The sequence below is a fragment of the Bordetella sp. N genome, from assembly GCF_001433395.1.
Lineage (GTDB): Bacteria > Pseudomonadota > Gammaproteobacteria > Burkholderiales > Burkholderiaceae_B > Bordetella_C.
This window is the reverse complement of record NZ_CP013111.1, coordinates 3,691,728-3,705,797: the sequence shown is the minus strand read 5'-3', so window position 1 is coordinate 3,705,797 and position 14,070 is coordinate 3,691,728. Positions and strand designations below refer to the sequence as shown.

Genomic DNA, 14,070 nt, shown 5'->3' with positions numbered 1-14,070 from the left:
GGCGTCACGACGAGTGACGCCTTCCGCATCAAAAGAGATTGCCTGCCATCCCACCATCCACGCGTACGGTCGATCCCGTGATGAATCCCGCGTGGGCCGAGGCGAGAAATGCCACGGTCGCGCAGAGTTCATCCTGGGTGCCCATGCGGCCGAGCACATTCATCTTTTTCCTGGCTTCCATCTGTTCAGGCGTGTAAGCCGCTCCGCCGCTCCGATGGGGGGTTTCGATCAGAGCTGGGGCTATGCAATTGACGGTGATTCCGCGCGCGCCGATCTCGTTGGCCAGGTGCTTCAGGTATGCAGTGATTCCTGCCCGAAAGACGGTGGACAGCGCATGATGCGGCATCGGGTGTAAGACTGAAGCGGAAGTGATCGCAATGATGCGGCCGCCATTGGTCATCAGCTGATGCGCGCGCTGCGCGACCTGAATCGTAGCGACGAGCTGGGTCTGATACGCCTCGTCCCAACGCTGCGGGTCCGTTTCGTCAACGGTTGCGCGCAGCGGTGTGGGTGGCCGGCCTGAATTCAATACCGCGATGTCCAGCGTGCCGAATTCCTGGGTGACTCCGCGGAATAACGATTCGATCGAGTCCGGCGCCCGCATGTCGCCAGCGATGGCCAGCGCTTGCACGTCGTATTCAGTGCGTAGCTCCTGGGCGACCGCGGCCAACTTGTCTTCTGATCGGGCAAAGAGCACGATATTCGCGCCTTCGGCTGCCAGCGCATGCGCGATATTCTTTCCCATGCCGCCGCTGGAGGCCGTCACCAGCGCCGTTTTTCCTTTGATGCCGAGATCCATGTGTTGTCCTCTGTTATGGCGTGGCTCAGTCCTGCGATTCGACCAGAACTTCGTTGCCCTGTACCTTGAAGCGATGGGGCAGGTCGACGGATGCCCACTCAAGATACTCCAGCACCTCCGAGAAGCGTGCATCATCGGCGGCCAGGACTTGCGGCCGGTATTGCGTGTCAATTTTCATGGGCAAGAAGGACACGCGGGCGACCCCCCCTTTACCGACGGCCAGCTTAGCTAGCAGACTCAGGGTCGAACCCTCTCCATAAGGCATATCCGGGTACGCAGGGTCGAGGTCGGCGTGGTTGCGGATCGCGCCGTGGGCCCAGGCCGGCTCGGCCCAGCCTGCCGCGGCGTTCGGCTTGGTCATGGCGAAGACCCCCAGGCTGTAGAAGATCGGCTTGCCCTTGTACATTTCTACGCCTTTGGGCAAGTGAGGAGCGTGGCCGACGACCGCATCCGCGCCGGCTTCAATGGCCGCGTGCGCCACGATTCTTTGATAGTCCGATATCACACGCGGGAGCCGTATGACACCGCCATGAAATGCCAGGATCAGTGCGTCGACTTCAGGACGGATGCGGCGGACATCGTCGACGAGCCGGGCCAGGGCATCACCGTCCGGCTCCGTGCGGATCCGCACGGGAGCATGGGCGCCCCGTGTCTCGTAGGTGGTGTGGATGGGAATATTGGTAACCCCAGGCTTGCCCTGACCAGCATCGCTGCCTTCCGCGCCCACGGAGGTGTAGCCAAGATAGGCCACGCGTATGCCGTTGCGCTCAACGATGACGGGCTGACGCGCTTCATCCAGGTCACGCCCGGCACCGGTCACTTGTATGCCGCGCGCGCGAAACAGCGCTACGGTGTCGAGCATGGCATCCGGACCGCAGTCGTAAGTATGGTTGTTTGCCATCGTCACGCCGTCAAACCCCGCCTGGCTATACAGGTCTGCCATCAGTGCCGGCTGCGCCACTTGGGGGGCCTTGGTGTCGGTGATCTTCCGGTCAGTGTAGGTCCGCATGCAATTGACGAATCTTATGTCCGCGGCCGCCAATGTCGACCGGATCAGGGTGATGTGGTGATCCACGGGCACCCCCTGGTCTGGGCCACGCGATGGTCCACAGTCGCCACCGACCAATACGCTGACTTCATTCTTTGTCTCCACCCTCATCTCCTGATTCAAGCCGTTTTTGTGTTCTAGCTACTGAAACTAATGCTGTTGAATAGAATTTCGATACTACCATAGCGGTCAGTGACGCGTCTGTGCGGGAAAGGCCGTAGGCAGGGCGTAGACACACTCTGGACGTACAACAATTATTGGAGCGGAGACACGATATGAAGTTCGAACGAGATGCCGACGGTCTGACGCCGGCCAAGCGCCTGGCCGGGCGCGTCGCTGTCGTTATTGGTGCCGGACAGAGTGCCGGTGAGGGATTGGGCAATGGACGCGCCGCCGCCATGCGATTCGCACGGGAAGGCGCGATGGTTTTGGCGGTGGACCGCACGTTGGAGTCGGCGCGGGAGACCGCGAAAATCATCGAAGGCGAGGGCTACGAGGCCCTGGCGGCCGCGGCTGATGTTACCCGGGAGCAGGATCTGGAGGCGGCCATCCTCCTTGCACGTGAAACGTGGGGGAAGGTGGACATCCTGCATAACAATGTAGGGGTGTCACTCGCCGGTGGTGACGCCGACCTCATGGACATCGACGAAGAGCACTTCGACTTCGTCTGCAGAGTTAATTTGCGGGGTACGGTGTTCGCCTGCAAACACGCAGTGCGGATCATGCGAGAGCAGGGTGGCGGCGTCATCGTGAATATTGCGTCAGCCGCTGCCGTTGGGAAGTATCCCTACGTGGCTTACAAGGCCAGCAAGGCTGGCGTCGTCGCGTTTACCGAGCAACTGGCATTGCAGAACGCCGGATTCGGAATTCGTGCCAATTCGATACTTCCGGGACTGATTGCCACGCCGATGGCAGTGCAGCGGCGGGTGGAACAATGGAATCAGTCTCGTGCCCAGGTGGAAGCCGAACGGCTGGAGAAAATTCCGCTCAAACGGCACGGCTCGGCCTGGGACGTTGCCAATGCGGCCCTTTTTCTTGCCTCTGACGAGGCGGCCTTTATCACGGGAACATCGTTGCTGGTCGACGGCGGCCGGCAACTGAACCGGATTTAAAGGCCCCCCGGGCTGCATGCGGCCTGGCGGACTTGACTGGCCCACCAGGCCGAATTCAGATCGCAATCATCTCGAAGTCGGCTTTGGTGGCCGAGCAGTCGGGACAGATCCATGTGTCCGGAACGTCTTCCCAGCGTGTGCCCGCCGGGATTCCCTCCTCGGGCAGGCCCGTGGCCTCGTCATAAACGAATCCACACAGAATGCATTGCCAGGTTCGAAGAGGCTGGGCGGTTGGGGTATCGATGCTTGAGGTATCAGTATTCATAGCGCACAAAGTGGATAAGGCAGAAATCATTCCGCGGTTGAAAATGAGCCAGCTTCCGCATCCCGCAGCTTTCCATTGGAGGCTGCAATGGAGGCGAGGAGGGCGCCAGGTTTCCAACGAGCACCGTAAGTGGTGTGCCACGTTTGTATTTGCCTGTGGATGTCTTGAGCGCCGATGCCGTCTGCCCAGTACAGCAGACCGCCGCGATGGCGCGGGAAGCCAAAACCGTTCAGCCACATGACGTCGATGTCGCTGGCGCGCAGCGCCTTCCCTTCTTCGATGATTTTGCAGGCCTCATTCACCGACGCGAAAAGCAGACGGTGCAGAATCTCCTCATCGCTGAACGTTCGCTGAGGGATGTTGAAATCCCGCGCTACGCCCGCGATGACGTCGGCAATGATGGGGTCAGGTTGCGGCGTGCGGCTACCTTCCTCGTAGCGGTACCAGCCAGCGCCAACTTTTTGACCGAAACGACCCATCTCCACCAGACGGTCGGGAACATGGAGCTTGCGATATGCCGGATTGGCGGCGGCGCGGCGTTTGCGCGTATCGTAGCTGACGTCCAGTCCTGATAGATCGCTGACGGCAAAGGGCCCCATCGGGTAGCCAAAGTCCGTCATGACCTTGTCGATCTGCTGCGGCAGAGCGCCCTCTTCGAGCAGCAACATCATCTCGGTCACCAGAGGTGCCCGGCTTCGGTTGGCGGCAAAACCGTCGCAAGTACCTGCCACCACGCTGATCTTGCCGAGATCGCGTGCCATCCTTCCCGCGCGCAACACAGTCTCGATCGAAGATGTGTCGCTTCGGACGATCTCGCACAACTTCATGATGTTGGCCGGCGCAAAGAAGTGGGCTCCCGCCACCAGATGTGGGCGAGAGGTTGCCTGTGCGATGGTATTGATGTCGATGGCCGAAGAGTTGGTGAGAAGCAATGCGTCCGGATTCATGATGGCGTTCAGCTTGCCGAAAATCTCGAGCTTCAGGTCGATGCGCTCAAAAACGGCTTCGATGACGGCATCGCAATCTACGATCTCCTCGTAGCTGCCGACAGGGAGGATGCGTGCCATTCGCTCGTGGATCTGCGCTTCGGTGATGGTTCCTCGCTTCAGCTTGGCGTCGTAGTTAGACCGGATTCGCTGGAGTCCACGTTCCAGCGCCTCGGGGCTTGAATCGAGCAGACGCACGGGAATGCCGGCTTCGGCGAAACATATCGCGATACCGCCGCCCATGGTGCCGGCGCCGATCACAGCGGGTCGCTTTACGGGGTCGGCTTGGTAATCGATCGGCGCACCCGGGATCTTGGCGGATGTCTTTTCCGCGAAGAAGGCGTAGCGCAATGCACGCGACTCATCCGAATTTTCCAGTTCGGTGAAGCGCTCGCGCTCTTTCTCCATACCGACTTCCAGCGGTGTCGCCACGGAAAGCTCGACCATATCGATCGCATATTGGGGCGCGCGCAATCCTTGACGCAAGGCCTTTTTCCTGGCGTTGCTGAACACGCCTTCGTCCGCATCCGTAACGGGGCGTCCATCTACCTGCGGCAGTGGGCGCGCGGCCGACATTTTCTTCATGAAGGCAACGGCCGCATCCAGCAGAGGACTCTCCTCTACGCGGTCGATGAGTCCGAGCCTGAGTGCCTCATCCGATTTGACATGGCGGCCACTGAGAATCAGGTCAAGCGCCGCTCTGGCGCCGATCAACCTGGGTAAGCGCTGCGTCCCGCCACCGCCAGGTATGAGTCCGATCTTGATCTCCGGTAACCCGAGTTTGGCACGCGGCGACGCCAGCCGGTAGTGGCAGGCGAGCGCATGCTCCAGTCCCCCTCCCAGGCAATAGCCATCGATCACCGCTGCAACCGGCTTGCCACTCTGTGCAATGGCGGCGCTGCTCGTGTTGGTCGAAATACCCCGTGCTTTGCCGAATTGCCGGATGTCCGCGCCGGCAATGAAGTGACTACCCGCGCCAGTCAAGATAATTGCGTCGACCTGGTCGTCAGCATTGGCCCTTTCGACGCCCGCGACGATGTCTTCGCGCGCGCCGGGCGCCAGGGCATTAACGGGGGGATTGTCCACAGTGATGATGGCGATCCGGTCCTGAACTTCGTACCGGGTACTGGGGGCGGAACTCATGGGTATCTCCTTGATCCGTTTCCGCGCTAGCGTCCTTTTGAGGGAAATTTGCGCTGTTCTCTTGTCCTGTCGTCATGCTACCATGATATCCATTCAGTGAGATCGGTTTCACTAGTCGGAACTTAAGCGAAGTCAGTGGCTTTAGGTTCGCGATACGGAAGCCCTTATCCAATGAGGCCCAAGAAGCAATAAGGGGTCAAAGGAGGAATGGTGAGCATTCGAGGAAAGGCGTGCATCGTCGGCGCTTATGAACATCCTGTGCGCCATGCGCCGCAGCACTCTCTTGCACAACTGCACGCAGACGTGGCGCGCGGCGCTTTGGCGGACTCCGGTCTGACAAAGGACGATATCGACGGCTATTTCTGCGCGGGCGATTCTCCTGGCGCGAATCCCTGGTCGATGGCGAATTATCTGAATCTAAAACGCCTGCGGCATATTGACTCAACCGACATGGGCGGGTGTTCCTACCTCATCCACGTCGCCCACGCAGCGCAAGCCATTGCCTTGGGAAAGTGCAATGTCGCGCTGATTACGCTCGCGGGCCGGCCGCGCTCGGAAGGCGTCTCCGGAACGCAGGTGAGGGTGCGGGGTTCGAGCTTGCCTGAGACGCCTTTCGAAATTCCCTACCGTCCCGTGACATTGAATCTGTATGCGATGTGCGCGATGCGCCATATGCATGAGTTTGGCACCACAAGCGAGCAGCTGGCCTGGATCAAGGTCGCCGCCTCCCGGCATGCCCAATACAACCCGAATGCCATGCTGCGCGACGTGGTCAGCGTCGACGATGTGCTCGCGTCACCGCTGATCGCCGACCCGCTTCGGCGCATGGACTCCTGTGTGGTCACCGATGGAGGCGGAGCCATCATCGTGGCCAGGCCCGAAATTGCCCGGAGCTTGAAGCGACCTGTGGTAACAGTGCTGGGCGCGGGGGAAACCACCAAGCACCAGGACGGTGGCGAGATTGACCTCACCTATACCGGTGCCGCTTGGACCGGACCGCGTGCCTTCGAGGAAGCCGGCGTGACCCCCGCGGATATTGACTATGCCTCCATCTACGACAGCTTCACCATAACCGTGCTGCTGCAACTGGAGGATCTCGGCTTCTGCAAGAAAGGCGAGGGAGGAAAGTTTGTCTCTGACGGCAACCTGATCTCGGGCGTTGGGCGCCTGCCGTTTAACACCGATGGCGGCGGGCTTTGCAATAACCATCCCTCCAACCGGGGCGGCATGACCAAGATCATCGAGGCTGTTCGGCAGCTACGGGGCGAGGCGCATCCAAAGGTGCAAGTTCCCGATTGCGAGCTGGCCTTGGCGACCGGCATCGGTGGTGCGATCGGACATCGCCATGGCGCAGCAACCTTGATCATGGGCAGGGGGTGACATTTTGGACAAGATCGAACAAAACGCGAAGCTGTTACCGGATCCTGCGATGAACCCGGGTGACGAAGCCTATTTCGAGGCTGCCAAGGAAGGGCGTTTATTGGTGAAGCAGTGTCGTGGTTGCGATAAGGTCCACCACTATCCCCGCGCGCTTTGCCCATTTTGCTGGAGTGAAGACGTCGAGTGGCTGGATGCGAGCGGCATGGGTGAAATCTATACCTACAGCATCATGCGTCGTGGCGAATCCTACTGCATTGCATACGTCCGTCTTTTGGAAGGCCCCACGATCATGACGAATATCGTGGACTGCGATCTGGATACGGTGCGCATCGGCGACGCGGTCCGAGTGGTGTTCAAGCCCACTGAGAGCGGCGGAGCGATCCCGATGTTTACGTTGGACAGCACCGGAGGCCGGCCATGAGCGCGTCATCTCAAGAGCATGGTCCCGCCTTGAATGTCTACAGCGCGGTCGGACGAACGCTCAATCTTTACCAGCTGGATCCCGAATCCGCGGGGCTGTCCCTACGCGCACACGTGCAGTTCGATGAGAACGTCCAGTATGCCTGGCACCATCCCAGTCTTCCGATTTTGTACGTTGGCACGGCCAGCAGTGGCCCGCGACAAGCCTCTCTGCACAACTACCTCAGTGCATGGAAAATTTCGCAAGATGGCAGTTTGCAAGCGCTCGGATCCCGCCGGCCTCTTCCTGCACGACCGGTACACCTCTGCGTGCATCCGTCCGGCCGTTTCCTCTTGGCGGCGCATAACTATGGCGGTGGCGCGCTGACGGTCTACTCGCTCGATGAGGACGGTGCAATCGGAGAGCCCGTGGTGCAACGCGAGCCGCAATACTTTGGCATTTACCCTCATCAGGTCATGGTGATGCCAGGCGGTGATTACGCGCTGATCGTGGACCGAGGAAATCCTCCCAAGGAAGGAACTGGGGAAGAGCCAGGCGCGCTTCGAACGTATCGGATGAAAGAGGGCCAACTGAGCGCCGGGCAGGTTGTCGCACCTGATGGCGGCTTTGGGTTTGGTCCGCGCCACGTGGATTTTCATCCCAGCGGAAAATGGCTATACGCCTCCGACGAGCGTTTCAATCGGCTCCATGTCTTTGGCCTGAATGCAGGCAAGATCGACCCGGTGCGTCTGCAGAACCTCCCCACCTTGGCGAATCCCGACTCGGTGGCGGCCCGTCAACTTGGTGGTCCGATCCATATCCATCCGGCCGGGAAGGCCGTCTACGTCGCGAACCGCGCGGATGGCACGCTTGACCGTCAGGGGCGCAAGATATTTGGCGGTGGGGAAAACAATATTGCCGTTTTCGAGATAGACCCCGTCAGCGGCAACGCGCGGATCGTTCAGCATGCCGATACGGAGTCCTTCCACGTCAGAACGTTCGCCGTGGATCCAGCGGGACGCTTTCTGATCGCCGCGAGTGTCCGGCCCCTGGAAACCGAGCACGGGCGCGTGGGTGCGTCGCTGTCAGTATTCCGCATGGATGGGGCGCGCTTGAACCTGGTCAACAGGATCGAGGTGGATACGCCTGACGGTGCACTGCAGTATTGGATGGGCCTCGCTGAAAATCGCAGCGAAGAATAGTGAAAAAAATTGAGGAGCAGGGTGAAAATGAGCAAGTTCAAACATCTTCTGGAGCCGCGGTCTATTGCCATCGTCGGCGTATCCGACGAAGCCGGCCGTCCCGGGTCGCAAGCGTTGCGAGCGCTTCGTGCCAATGGTTATACCGGGGCACTCTATCCCGTTAACCCCAAGTACCAAGAGTTTGACGGGTTGAAATGCTATCCGTCGGTCGAGGCCATTCAGGAGGACGTAGACCTGGTGATCATCGGCGTCCCCGCGAAAGCCGTGCTTCCCGTCATGGAAAATTGCGCGGCAAAACGCGTGGGCTACGCCCTGATTCTGAGCGGCGGCTTCCGTGAAAGCGGCGCAGAGGGGATCGAACGCGAGCGCGCCATCATCGAGGTGGCGCGGCAGTCGGGGATGCGCTTGGTGGGCCCGAATTGCCTGGGTTTTGCCAATATCCACGCAGGCGTCTTCGCCGCGTTCGGAAGCATCACCCGAGAGCCCAAACTTGCACATGGCCAAGTGTCTCTCGTGACCCAGAGTGGCGGCTTCGGCTACAGCATCGCGCTTGCATGTGCAGAAGAGGGAATAGGCTTCCGGCACGTCATCGCCACGGGCAACGAAGCCGACATCGATTCCGTGGAGTTCATCGATTCCCTGATCGATGATGACGAGACAAAATGCATCGTTGTCTATATCGAGGGGACTCGCGATGGACGGCGTCTTCTGGCTGCCGGTCAGCGCGCCCTGGCGGCGGGAAAGCCGATCCTCCTGTGGAAAGGGGGCGTCACTGATGAAGGGGCGCGGGCCGCCGAGTCGCATACGGCGAGCATGACCGGCACCTATGACTTCTACCGGGCGCTCTACAAACAGACCGGAATCATCGAAATCACCGAGCTGCATGAGATCGTCGATTACCTCAAGCTGCTGCAGGCCGAAAAGCATCTTGAGCGGGGTGGCGTTGGTGTCCTGGGCGTATCAGGCGGGTCGGCTATCGTTTTCGCCGACGCCGGCGCGCGCCAAGGGCTGTCGTTATGCGAACTAGCCTCAGTAACGCAGGAGCGGCTTGCCCCCGTGGTACCGAGCATCGGCGCGATCCACAACCCGATCGACCTGACCGCGGGGTATTTCTCCGCGGGGAATGAAGAGAAACTCGAGACGGCGATTCGCGCGGTGCTGGAAGACGGGGGTGTCGGTGCGGTTTGCGTCAATCTCGCGACCACGGGCGCCCAGGGCAGTACGGTTGCCGCGCAGGTGCTGACCCGGGTTGCCCAGGACTATACGAAACCGGTCGTCGTATTTTCTTCGACCCCGCGCGCCATCAATGGCGACGCGCGGGCGATATTCGCCAAGGGCAATGTTCCCGTCTTTCCGTCGCCCTCGCGGGCCGCGAATGCGCTCGGCATGCTGCTCAGACTCGGGCAGGCCAAACAACGACTCCGGGTCGGCGCGGTTGACTATGCTGCGGCTACCGGAATCGAGCCCGGCGCTGTCTTTTCGGAGATCGATTCGAAGGAGATCCTGGCACGCGCGGGTGTTGCCGTGACGCGGGATCTTCTGTTGGCGGCAGGTCAAACGCCAGACCTGCAAGGTTTCCGATATCCAGCGGTGGTGAAGATCGTCTCGCGCGACATCGCGCACAAATCCGAGGTAGGCGGCGTAAAGCTGGGACTGCGCTCGGAGGCCGAGGTGCATGACGCCATCGCTGAAGTGTTGGCCAATGCGGCACGCCTGGTGCCATCCGCGAGAATCGACGGCGTGCTGGTGTCGGAGATGGTACGCGGAGGATTCGAATTGATCGCGGGTAGCGTGAACGACGAGGTTTTCGGCCCGGTGATCATGATTGGCGCGGGCGGCATATACGCCGAAATCCTGAAAGACGTCACGTATCGCCTGGCGCCCTTCGACGCCGCTACCGCGGCGGAAATGTTGGATGAGTTGCGCTGCCGCCCAATTTTCGACGGCGCCCGCGGGGGGGCTCATCTGGATGTTGGCGCCGCAGCAAAAGCCCTGGCCGCACTTTCGCGTTTTGCGTGGGCGAATCGGGAAACGGTGCAGGAAGTAGACGTCAACCCGCTCTTCCTGGCGAGCGACGGTGTCGTGGCGGCGGACGCCCTGGTGGTGACGCGCAAGCCCGACGTTACGGTGTCCTAGGGGTTATCCATGCAACACATGATCCAATGCCGGCCCTTGGGGTTGGAATTTGAATGTGAAGAGGATGAGACTTTACTGGCCGCCGCGGTGCGACACGGCCATGTCATTCCGCACAGTTGCAATAGCGGGCGCTGCGGGACGTGCAAAGTCAGGATTCTGGAAGGCGACGTCGAGCGCTCCGGGCCGGCCGACTGCGCCTTGAGCGAGGCGGAGGCCAAGGAGGGACTCGCCTTGCTATGCCAGTCTCGCGCCCGGTCCTCGGTCGTCGTCGAGCTGAATATGATCGAGGAGACCAAGCATATTCCGGTTCGCCGCATCATGGGACGTGTGCAAGGCCTGGAACAGCTGGCCAGCGACGTCATGCGAATTATCGTGGCCTTGCCGGCGGACCAGGAGGTCTTGTTTGCGGCGGGTCAGCACGTCAATGTCGTCTTGGGCCCCGGCGTAAGACGTTGTGTGTCGCTGGCCCACCGTCCAGGCGACCGCGGCGTGGTTGAACTACACCTGAAGAACTACGGCGGCGTGCTCAGCAAGCATGTGTTCGAGAAGCTGAAAATCGGCGATCTCTTGAGAATGGAAGGGCCGCTGGGCATTTTCGCCGTGCGCCGTCATTCCGACAAGCCCATCATCTTCGTCGCCAGCGGGACCGGCTTTGCACCGATAAAGTCCATGGTGGAAATGCTGATTGAAGAGGGCTCGAAGCGGCCCGTGGCGTTTTACTGGGCGGGCCGTCGGCCGGCAGATCTTTATATGGATGAACTGGCCCGCGGTTGGGAGCAACGAGCGGGTTTGCGCTATGTGCCCGTGTTGGCGGCGCCGGAACCGGAGGACCATTGGGAGGGCCGGCGGGGTTTCGTGCAGGATGCGATTGCCCAGGACTATCCCGATTTGAGTGGTCACGAGCTCTACATCTGTGGCGCGCCCATCGTGATCGAGTCCGCCCGTCGCGTGCTCACTGAACGGTGCGGCCTGCGGGATTTCTATACCGACGAATTTAAAAAATCTTGAGGGGATGCAAAGTGACTGAAGAGGTCAATTTCGATTGCGCCGATGGCATTGCCTGGATCACGCTGAACCGGCCTGCCAAGGCAAATGCCATGACGGTAGCCATGTCTCGGCTGGCGACTGATTACATTGCCAAGGCCAATGCCCAGGCGGACGTAAAAGCGATTGTCCTGGGTGCGAGCGGTGAGAAAATTTTCAGCGCGGGGGTCGACGTGAGGGAGGCGGCGCCGGATGGAAATGAGTCCTCCCAGCGCGAGCGCCGGTCTCTTGCGTCGGCCGCGCTGCAGGACGCCATCCTGGACAGCCGCAAGCCGGTGATTGCCGCCTTGAACGGCGCGGCGATCGGGGGCGGCGCGATGCTTGCCCTGCTTGCCGATGCCCGGGTGGCGGTACCGTCGGCCAGCCTGTCATTGCCCGAAATCGACATCGGTATCGCCACGTTTTCCGGCGCGAATATCGTGCAAGCGATAGCGGGGCGTCTATTGGCTGTCGATCTGATCTTGAGCGGTCGCCGCATGTCAGCCGAAGAAGCTCAAGACAAAGGAATTATCAACACCGTGGTCGAGGCATCTGGCTTACGAGGAGCCGCCGCCGACCTGGCGAAGCAGCTTGGTGACAAGTCCTCAGGCACCTTTGGCGACATCAAGCGCTGGCTGAACCGTCCGCTGAAGGCCGCGATTGCCGAAGCCCGCGAGGAACACGCCCGCCATCGCAGCGTTGTGAAGAACTAACCGAGAAGGAGCGACACATGGCCGATCTGGAGATCGAACGTAGAGGGCGCGTCATTCTGGCGACGCTGAACCGCCCGGAAAAGAAGAATGCGCAGAGCGAGGGCATGCTCGACCTTCTCTGCGATGCCCTGCGTAGCGCAAATGGGGATGCCTCGGTAAGCTGTTTTGTCTTGACCGGGGCTGGCGATGCGTTCTGCTCGGGCGGTGATTTGGGGCGCCGGGCCAACGATCCGAATGGCGGCGCGCCGACCCCGTTGGAGCGTATGGACCGCTTGCACGGCGTTACGCATCGGGTAGCGCGTGCCGTGGAGGAGTTCGAAAAGCCGTTGATCGCCGCGGTCAACGGCGCGGCGGTGGGGGCGGGCATGGATATGGCGCTGATGTGCGATATCCGCTTCGCTTCCAAATCGGCTCGCTTTTCCGAAGGGTATGTGAAGGTCGGTTTGATTCCTGGCAATGGCGCCTGCTATTTCCTGCCCCGCATTGTCGGTGTCGCGCGCGCACTGGAACTCCTGTGGACGGGCGACTTCGTGTCCGGAGAAGAGGCGCTGGCGATGGGGCTGGTCAGCCGAGTGTTCGACGACGAAGCGTTGTTGGACCAAACCCTGAGCTTCGCCACCCGGCTGTCCGAAGGGCCGCCCATCCAGCAGCGAGAAATCAAGAAATTGCTGTATCAATCCCTGCACACGGATCTGCGCACCAGTTTGCGTGCCGTATCGGCCCACATGGCGGTCATCCAGTCCACCCATGACTACAAGGAGGCGATCGCCGCGTACAAAGAGCGCCGCAAACCGGAGTTCCAGGGCAAGTAACCCGCCAAGTATTCCCGTATAAGAAGCGATATCGCCGATGCGGAAGGAAGGAGACAAAAGTGAATAAACTATTTTTGAAGTACCTCAAGGCGGCCGGCATGCTGGCCATCGGCTGTGGATTGATGTCTGGCAGCGCGGCGTGGTCGGCCTATCCGGACCGTCCGATACGTTTGATCGTCGGAGTTCCACCGGGCGGTGGAGCGGATATGATCGCGCGCCTGCTGGCCGAAGCCCTCCACGGTGAGTTGAAGCAAACCGTCATTGTCGAGAATCGACCAGGTGCCGGCGGCAATATTGCCGCCAACGAAGTGGCACGGGCGCAGCCTGATGGCTACACACTGTTGCTGGCTAATTCGAGTCATGCGATCAACGCCAGCTTGTACCCGCATTTGCCGTTCGACCCCATCAAGGATTTCGCGCCCATCTCCCAGGTCACTGAGAACTACTTTTTCCTCACGACGCGGCCGTCTCTGCCGGTGGATACGCTCGCGGCGCTTGTGCGCTACGCCAAAGAAGGCAAGACTCCGCTTTCTTACGCATCGGCAGGTGTGGGGCAGGGCGCTCACCTTGGAATGGCTATGCTTAGTAAGCAGGCAGGATTCGAGGCGGTGCATGTGCCTTATAGTGGCACAGGACCATCTGCCACTGCATTGTTGGGGGGGCATGTAGATATCGCATTGTTAACGCCGTCCTCGGCGCTCCCCTATGCCGAAGCGAAGAAAATTCGCGTGCTCGCCGTCACAGCCCCGCAGCGCGTGGCATCTTTGCCCGACGTACCGACGGTCGCCGAGTCAGGGTATCCGGGATTTGTGGTCAATAACTGGCAGGGCATTCTTGCACCGGCGAAGACACCCCGTGAAATCGTCGATAAGCTTCATGGCGCAATTGTCCAGGCACTCAAGCGCCCGGAGGTCATTGAGCAATTGAAAGTGAATAGCACCGACCCCGTCGGCTCTACCCCGCAAGCGTTCGAAGCGTACCTGAAGGCGGAAACCGTGAAATGGAGCGAGGCGGTGAAGCAGGCAGGCGCAAGCGCAAATTAAGGAGGCAG

The 14,070-nt window shown here is 60.5% G+C and carries 13 protein-coding genes; 9 read left to right on the top strand and 4 right to left on the bottom strand.

The features are described from left to right. Positions 1-28: 28 nt before the first annotated feature. Together ASB57_RS15835 and ASB57_RS15830 are read right to left on the bottom strand one after the other, a co-directional pair. A complete protein-coding gene (locus ASB57_RS15835; RefSeq protein WP_057653091.1) occupies positions 29-799 on the bottom strand; it encodes an SDR family oxidoreductase in 771 nt (256 codons plus the stop codon). Between the two features lie 25 nt (positions 800-824). Next, the gene (locus ASB57_RS15830; RefSeq protein WP_057653090.1) at positions 825-1,958 is read right to left on the bottom strand and encodes a CapA family protein; all 1,134 of its coding nucleotides are present in this window, start codon (positions 1,956-1,958) and stop codon (positions 825-827) included. A gap of 164 nt (positions 1,959-2,122) precedes the next feature. Here ASB57_RS15830 and ASB57_RS15825 point away from each other — a divergent pair, with 164 nt between their 5' ends. Then, entirely contained in the window at positions 2,123-2,959 is an 837-nt protein-coding gene (locus ASB57_RS15825) for an SDR family NAD(P)-dependent oxidoreductase (RefSeq protein WP_057653089.1), read from the top strand. Positions 2,960-3,014: 55 nt separating this feature from the next. On the opposite strand, the gene ASB57_RS15820 is transcribed toward ASB57_RS15825, so the two are convergent. Both ASB57_RS15820 and ASB57_RS15815 read right to left on the bottom strand, forming a co-directional pair. After that, positions 3,015-3,224: a rubredoxin gene (locus ASB57_RS15820; protein WP_057653088.1), complete on the bottom strand. Its 210-nt coding sequence runs from the start codon at positions 3,222-3,224 to the stop codon at positions 3,015-3,017. A 26-nt stretch (positions 3,225-3,250) separates the two neighbouring features. Then, on the bottom strand, positions 3,251-5,353 hold the full coding sequence (locus ASB57_RS15815) for a 3-hydroxyacyl-CoA dehydrogenase NAD-binding domain-containing protein (protein WP_057653087.1): 2,103 nt from the start codon (positions 5,351-5,353) through the stop codon (positions 3,251-3,253). Positions 5,354-5,563: 210 nt separating this feature from the next. Between ASB57_RS15815 and ASB57_RS15810 the strand changes: the two genes are divergently transcribed. Genes ASB57_RS15810 through ASB57_RS15775 form a run of 8 tightly spaced genes read left to right on the top strand, consistent with a single transcriptional unit; the run spans position 5,564 to position 14,062 of the window. Further along, the gene (locus tag ASB57_RS15810; protein WP_057656186.1) at positions 5,564-6,733 is read left to right on the top strand and encodes a thiolase domain-containing protein; all 1,170 of its coding nucleotides are present in this window, start codon (positions 5,564-5,566) and stop codon (positions 6,731-6,733) included. Between the two features lie 4 nt (positions 6,734-6,737). Further along, a complete protein-coding gene (locus tag ASB57_RS15805) occupies positions 6,738-7,154 on the top strand; it encodes a Zn-ribbon domain-containing OB-fold protein (protein WP_369822696.1) in 417 nt (138 codons plus the stop codon). Continuing rightward, the gene (locus tag ASB57_RS15800) at positions 7,151-8,335 is read left to right on the top strand and encodes a beta-propeller fold lactonase family protein (RefSeq protein ID WP_057653086.1); all 1,185 of its coding nucleotides are present in this window, start codon (positions 7,151-7,153) and stop codon (positions 8,333-8,335) included. The genes ASB57_RS15805 and ASB57_RS15800 overlap by 4 nt, the downstream gene beginning before the upstream one ends. Before the next feature lie 27 nt (positions 8,336-8,362). Further along, positions 8,363-10,471, top strand: coding sequence for an acetate--CoA ligase family protein (locus ASB57_RS15795; protein WP_057653085.1), 2,109 nt, complete (start codon positions 8,363-8,365; stop codon positions 10,469-10,471). A gap of 9 nt (positions 10,472-10,480) precedes the next feature. Beyond that, positions 10,481-11,479, top strand: coding sequence for a 2Fe-2S iron-sulfur cluster-binding protein (locus ASB57_RS15790; RefSeq protein WP_057653084.1), 999 nt, complete (start codon positions 10,481-10,483; stop codon positions 11,477-11,479). 11 nt (positions 11,480-11,490) lie between these two features. Next, on the top strand, positions 11,491-12,207 hold the full coding sequence (locus ASB57_RS15785; RefSeq protein ID WP_057653083.1) for an enoyl-CoA hydratase/isomerase family protein: 717 nt from the start codon (positions 11,491-11,493) through the stop codon (positions 12,205-12,207). 17 nt (positions 12,208-12,224) lie between these two features. Continuing rightward, positions 12,225-13,019 (top strand): enoyl-CoA hydratase/isomerase family protein, encoded by a 795-nt coding sequence (locus tag ASB57_RS15780; RefSeq protein WP_057653082.1) that lies wholly within the window; start codon positions 12,225-12,227, stop codon positions 13,017-13,019. 59 nt (positions 13,020-13,078) lie between these two features. Continuing rightward, on the top strand, positions 13,079-14,062 hold the full coding sequence (locus ASB57_RS15775) for a tripartite tricarboxylate transporter substrate binding protein (protein ID WP_057653081.1): 984 nt from the start codon (positions 13,079-13,081) through the stop codon (positions 14,060-14,062). Positions 14,063-14,070: the final 8 nt, after the last annotated feature.

Excerpts from the sequence above, each read along its gene's own strand:
- ASB57_RS15815 (WP_057653087.1), bottom strand. The coding sequence starts at position 5,353 with ATGAGTTCCGCCCCCAGTACCCGGTACGAAGTTCAGGACCGGATCGCC.
- ASB57_RS15825 (WP_057653089.1), top strand. The coding sequence starts at position 2,123 with ATGAAGTTCGAACGAGATGCCGACGGTCTGACGCCGGCCAAGCGCCTG.
- ASB57_RS15800 (WP_057653086.1), top strand. The coding sequence starts at position 7,151 with ATGAGCGCGTCATCTCAAGAGCATGGTCCCGCCTTGAATGTCTACAGC.
- ASB57_RS15780 (WP_057653082.1), top strand. The coding sequence starts at position 12,225 with ATGGCCGATCTGGAGATCGAACGTAGAGGGCGCGTCATTCTGGCGACG.
- ASB57_RS15830 (WP_057653090.1), bottom strand. The coding sequence starts at position 1,958 with ATGAGGGTGGAGACAAAGAATGAAGTCAGCGTATTGGTCGGTGGCGAC.
- ASB57_RS15820 (WP_057653088.1), bottom strand. The coding sequence starts at position 3,224 with ATGAATACTGATACCTCAAGCATCGATACCCCAACCGCCCAGCCTCTT.
- ASB57_RS15835 (WP_057653091.1), bottom strand. The coding sequence starts at position 799 with ATGGATCTCGGCATCAAAGGAAAAACGGCGCTGGTGACGGCCTCCAGC.
- ASB57_RS15790 (WP_057653084.1), top strand. The coding sequence starts at position 10,481 with ATGCAACACATGATCCAATGCCGGCCCTTGGGGTTGGAATTTGAATGT.
- ASB57_RS15795 (WP_057653085.1), top strand. The coding sequence starts at position 8,363 with ATGAGCAAGTTCAAACATCTTCTGGAGCCGCGGTCTATTGCCATCGTC.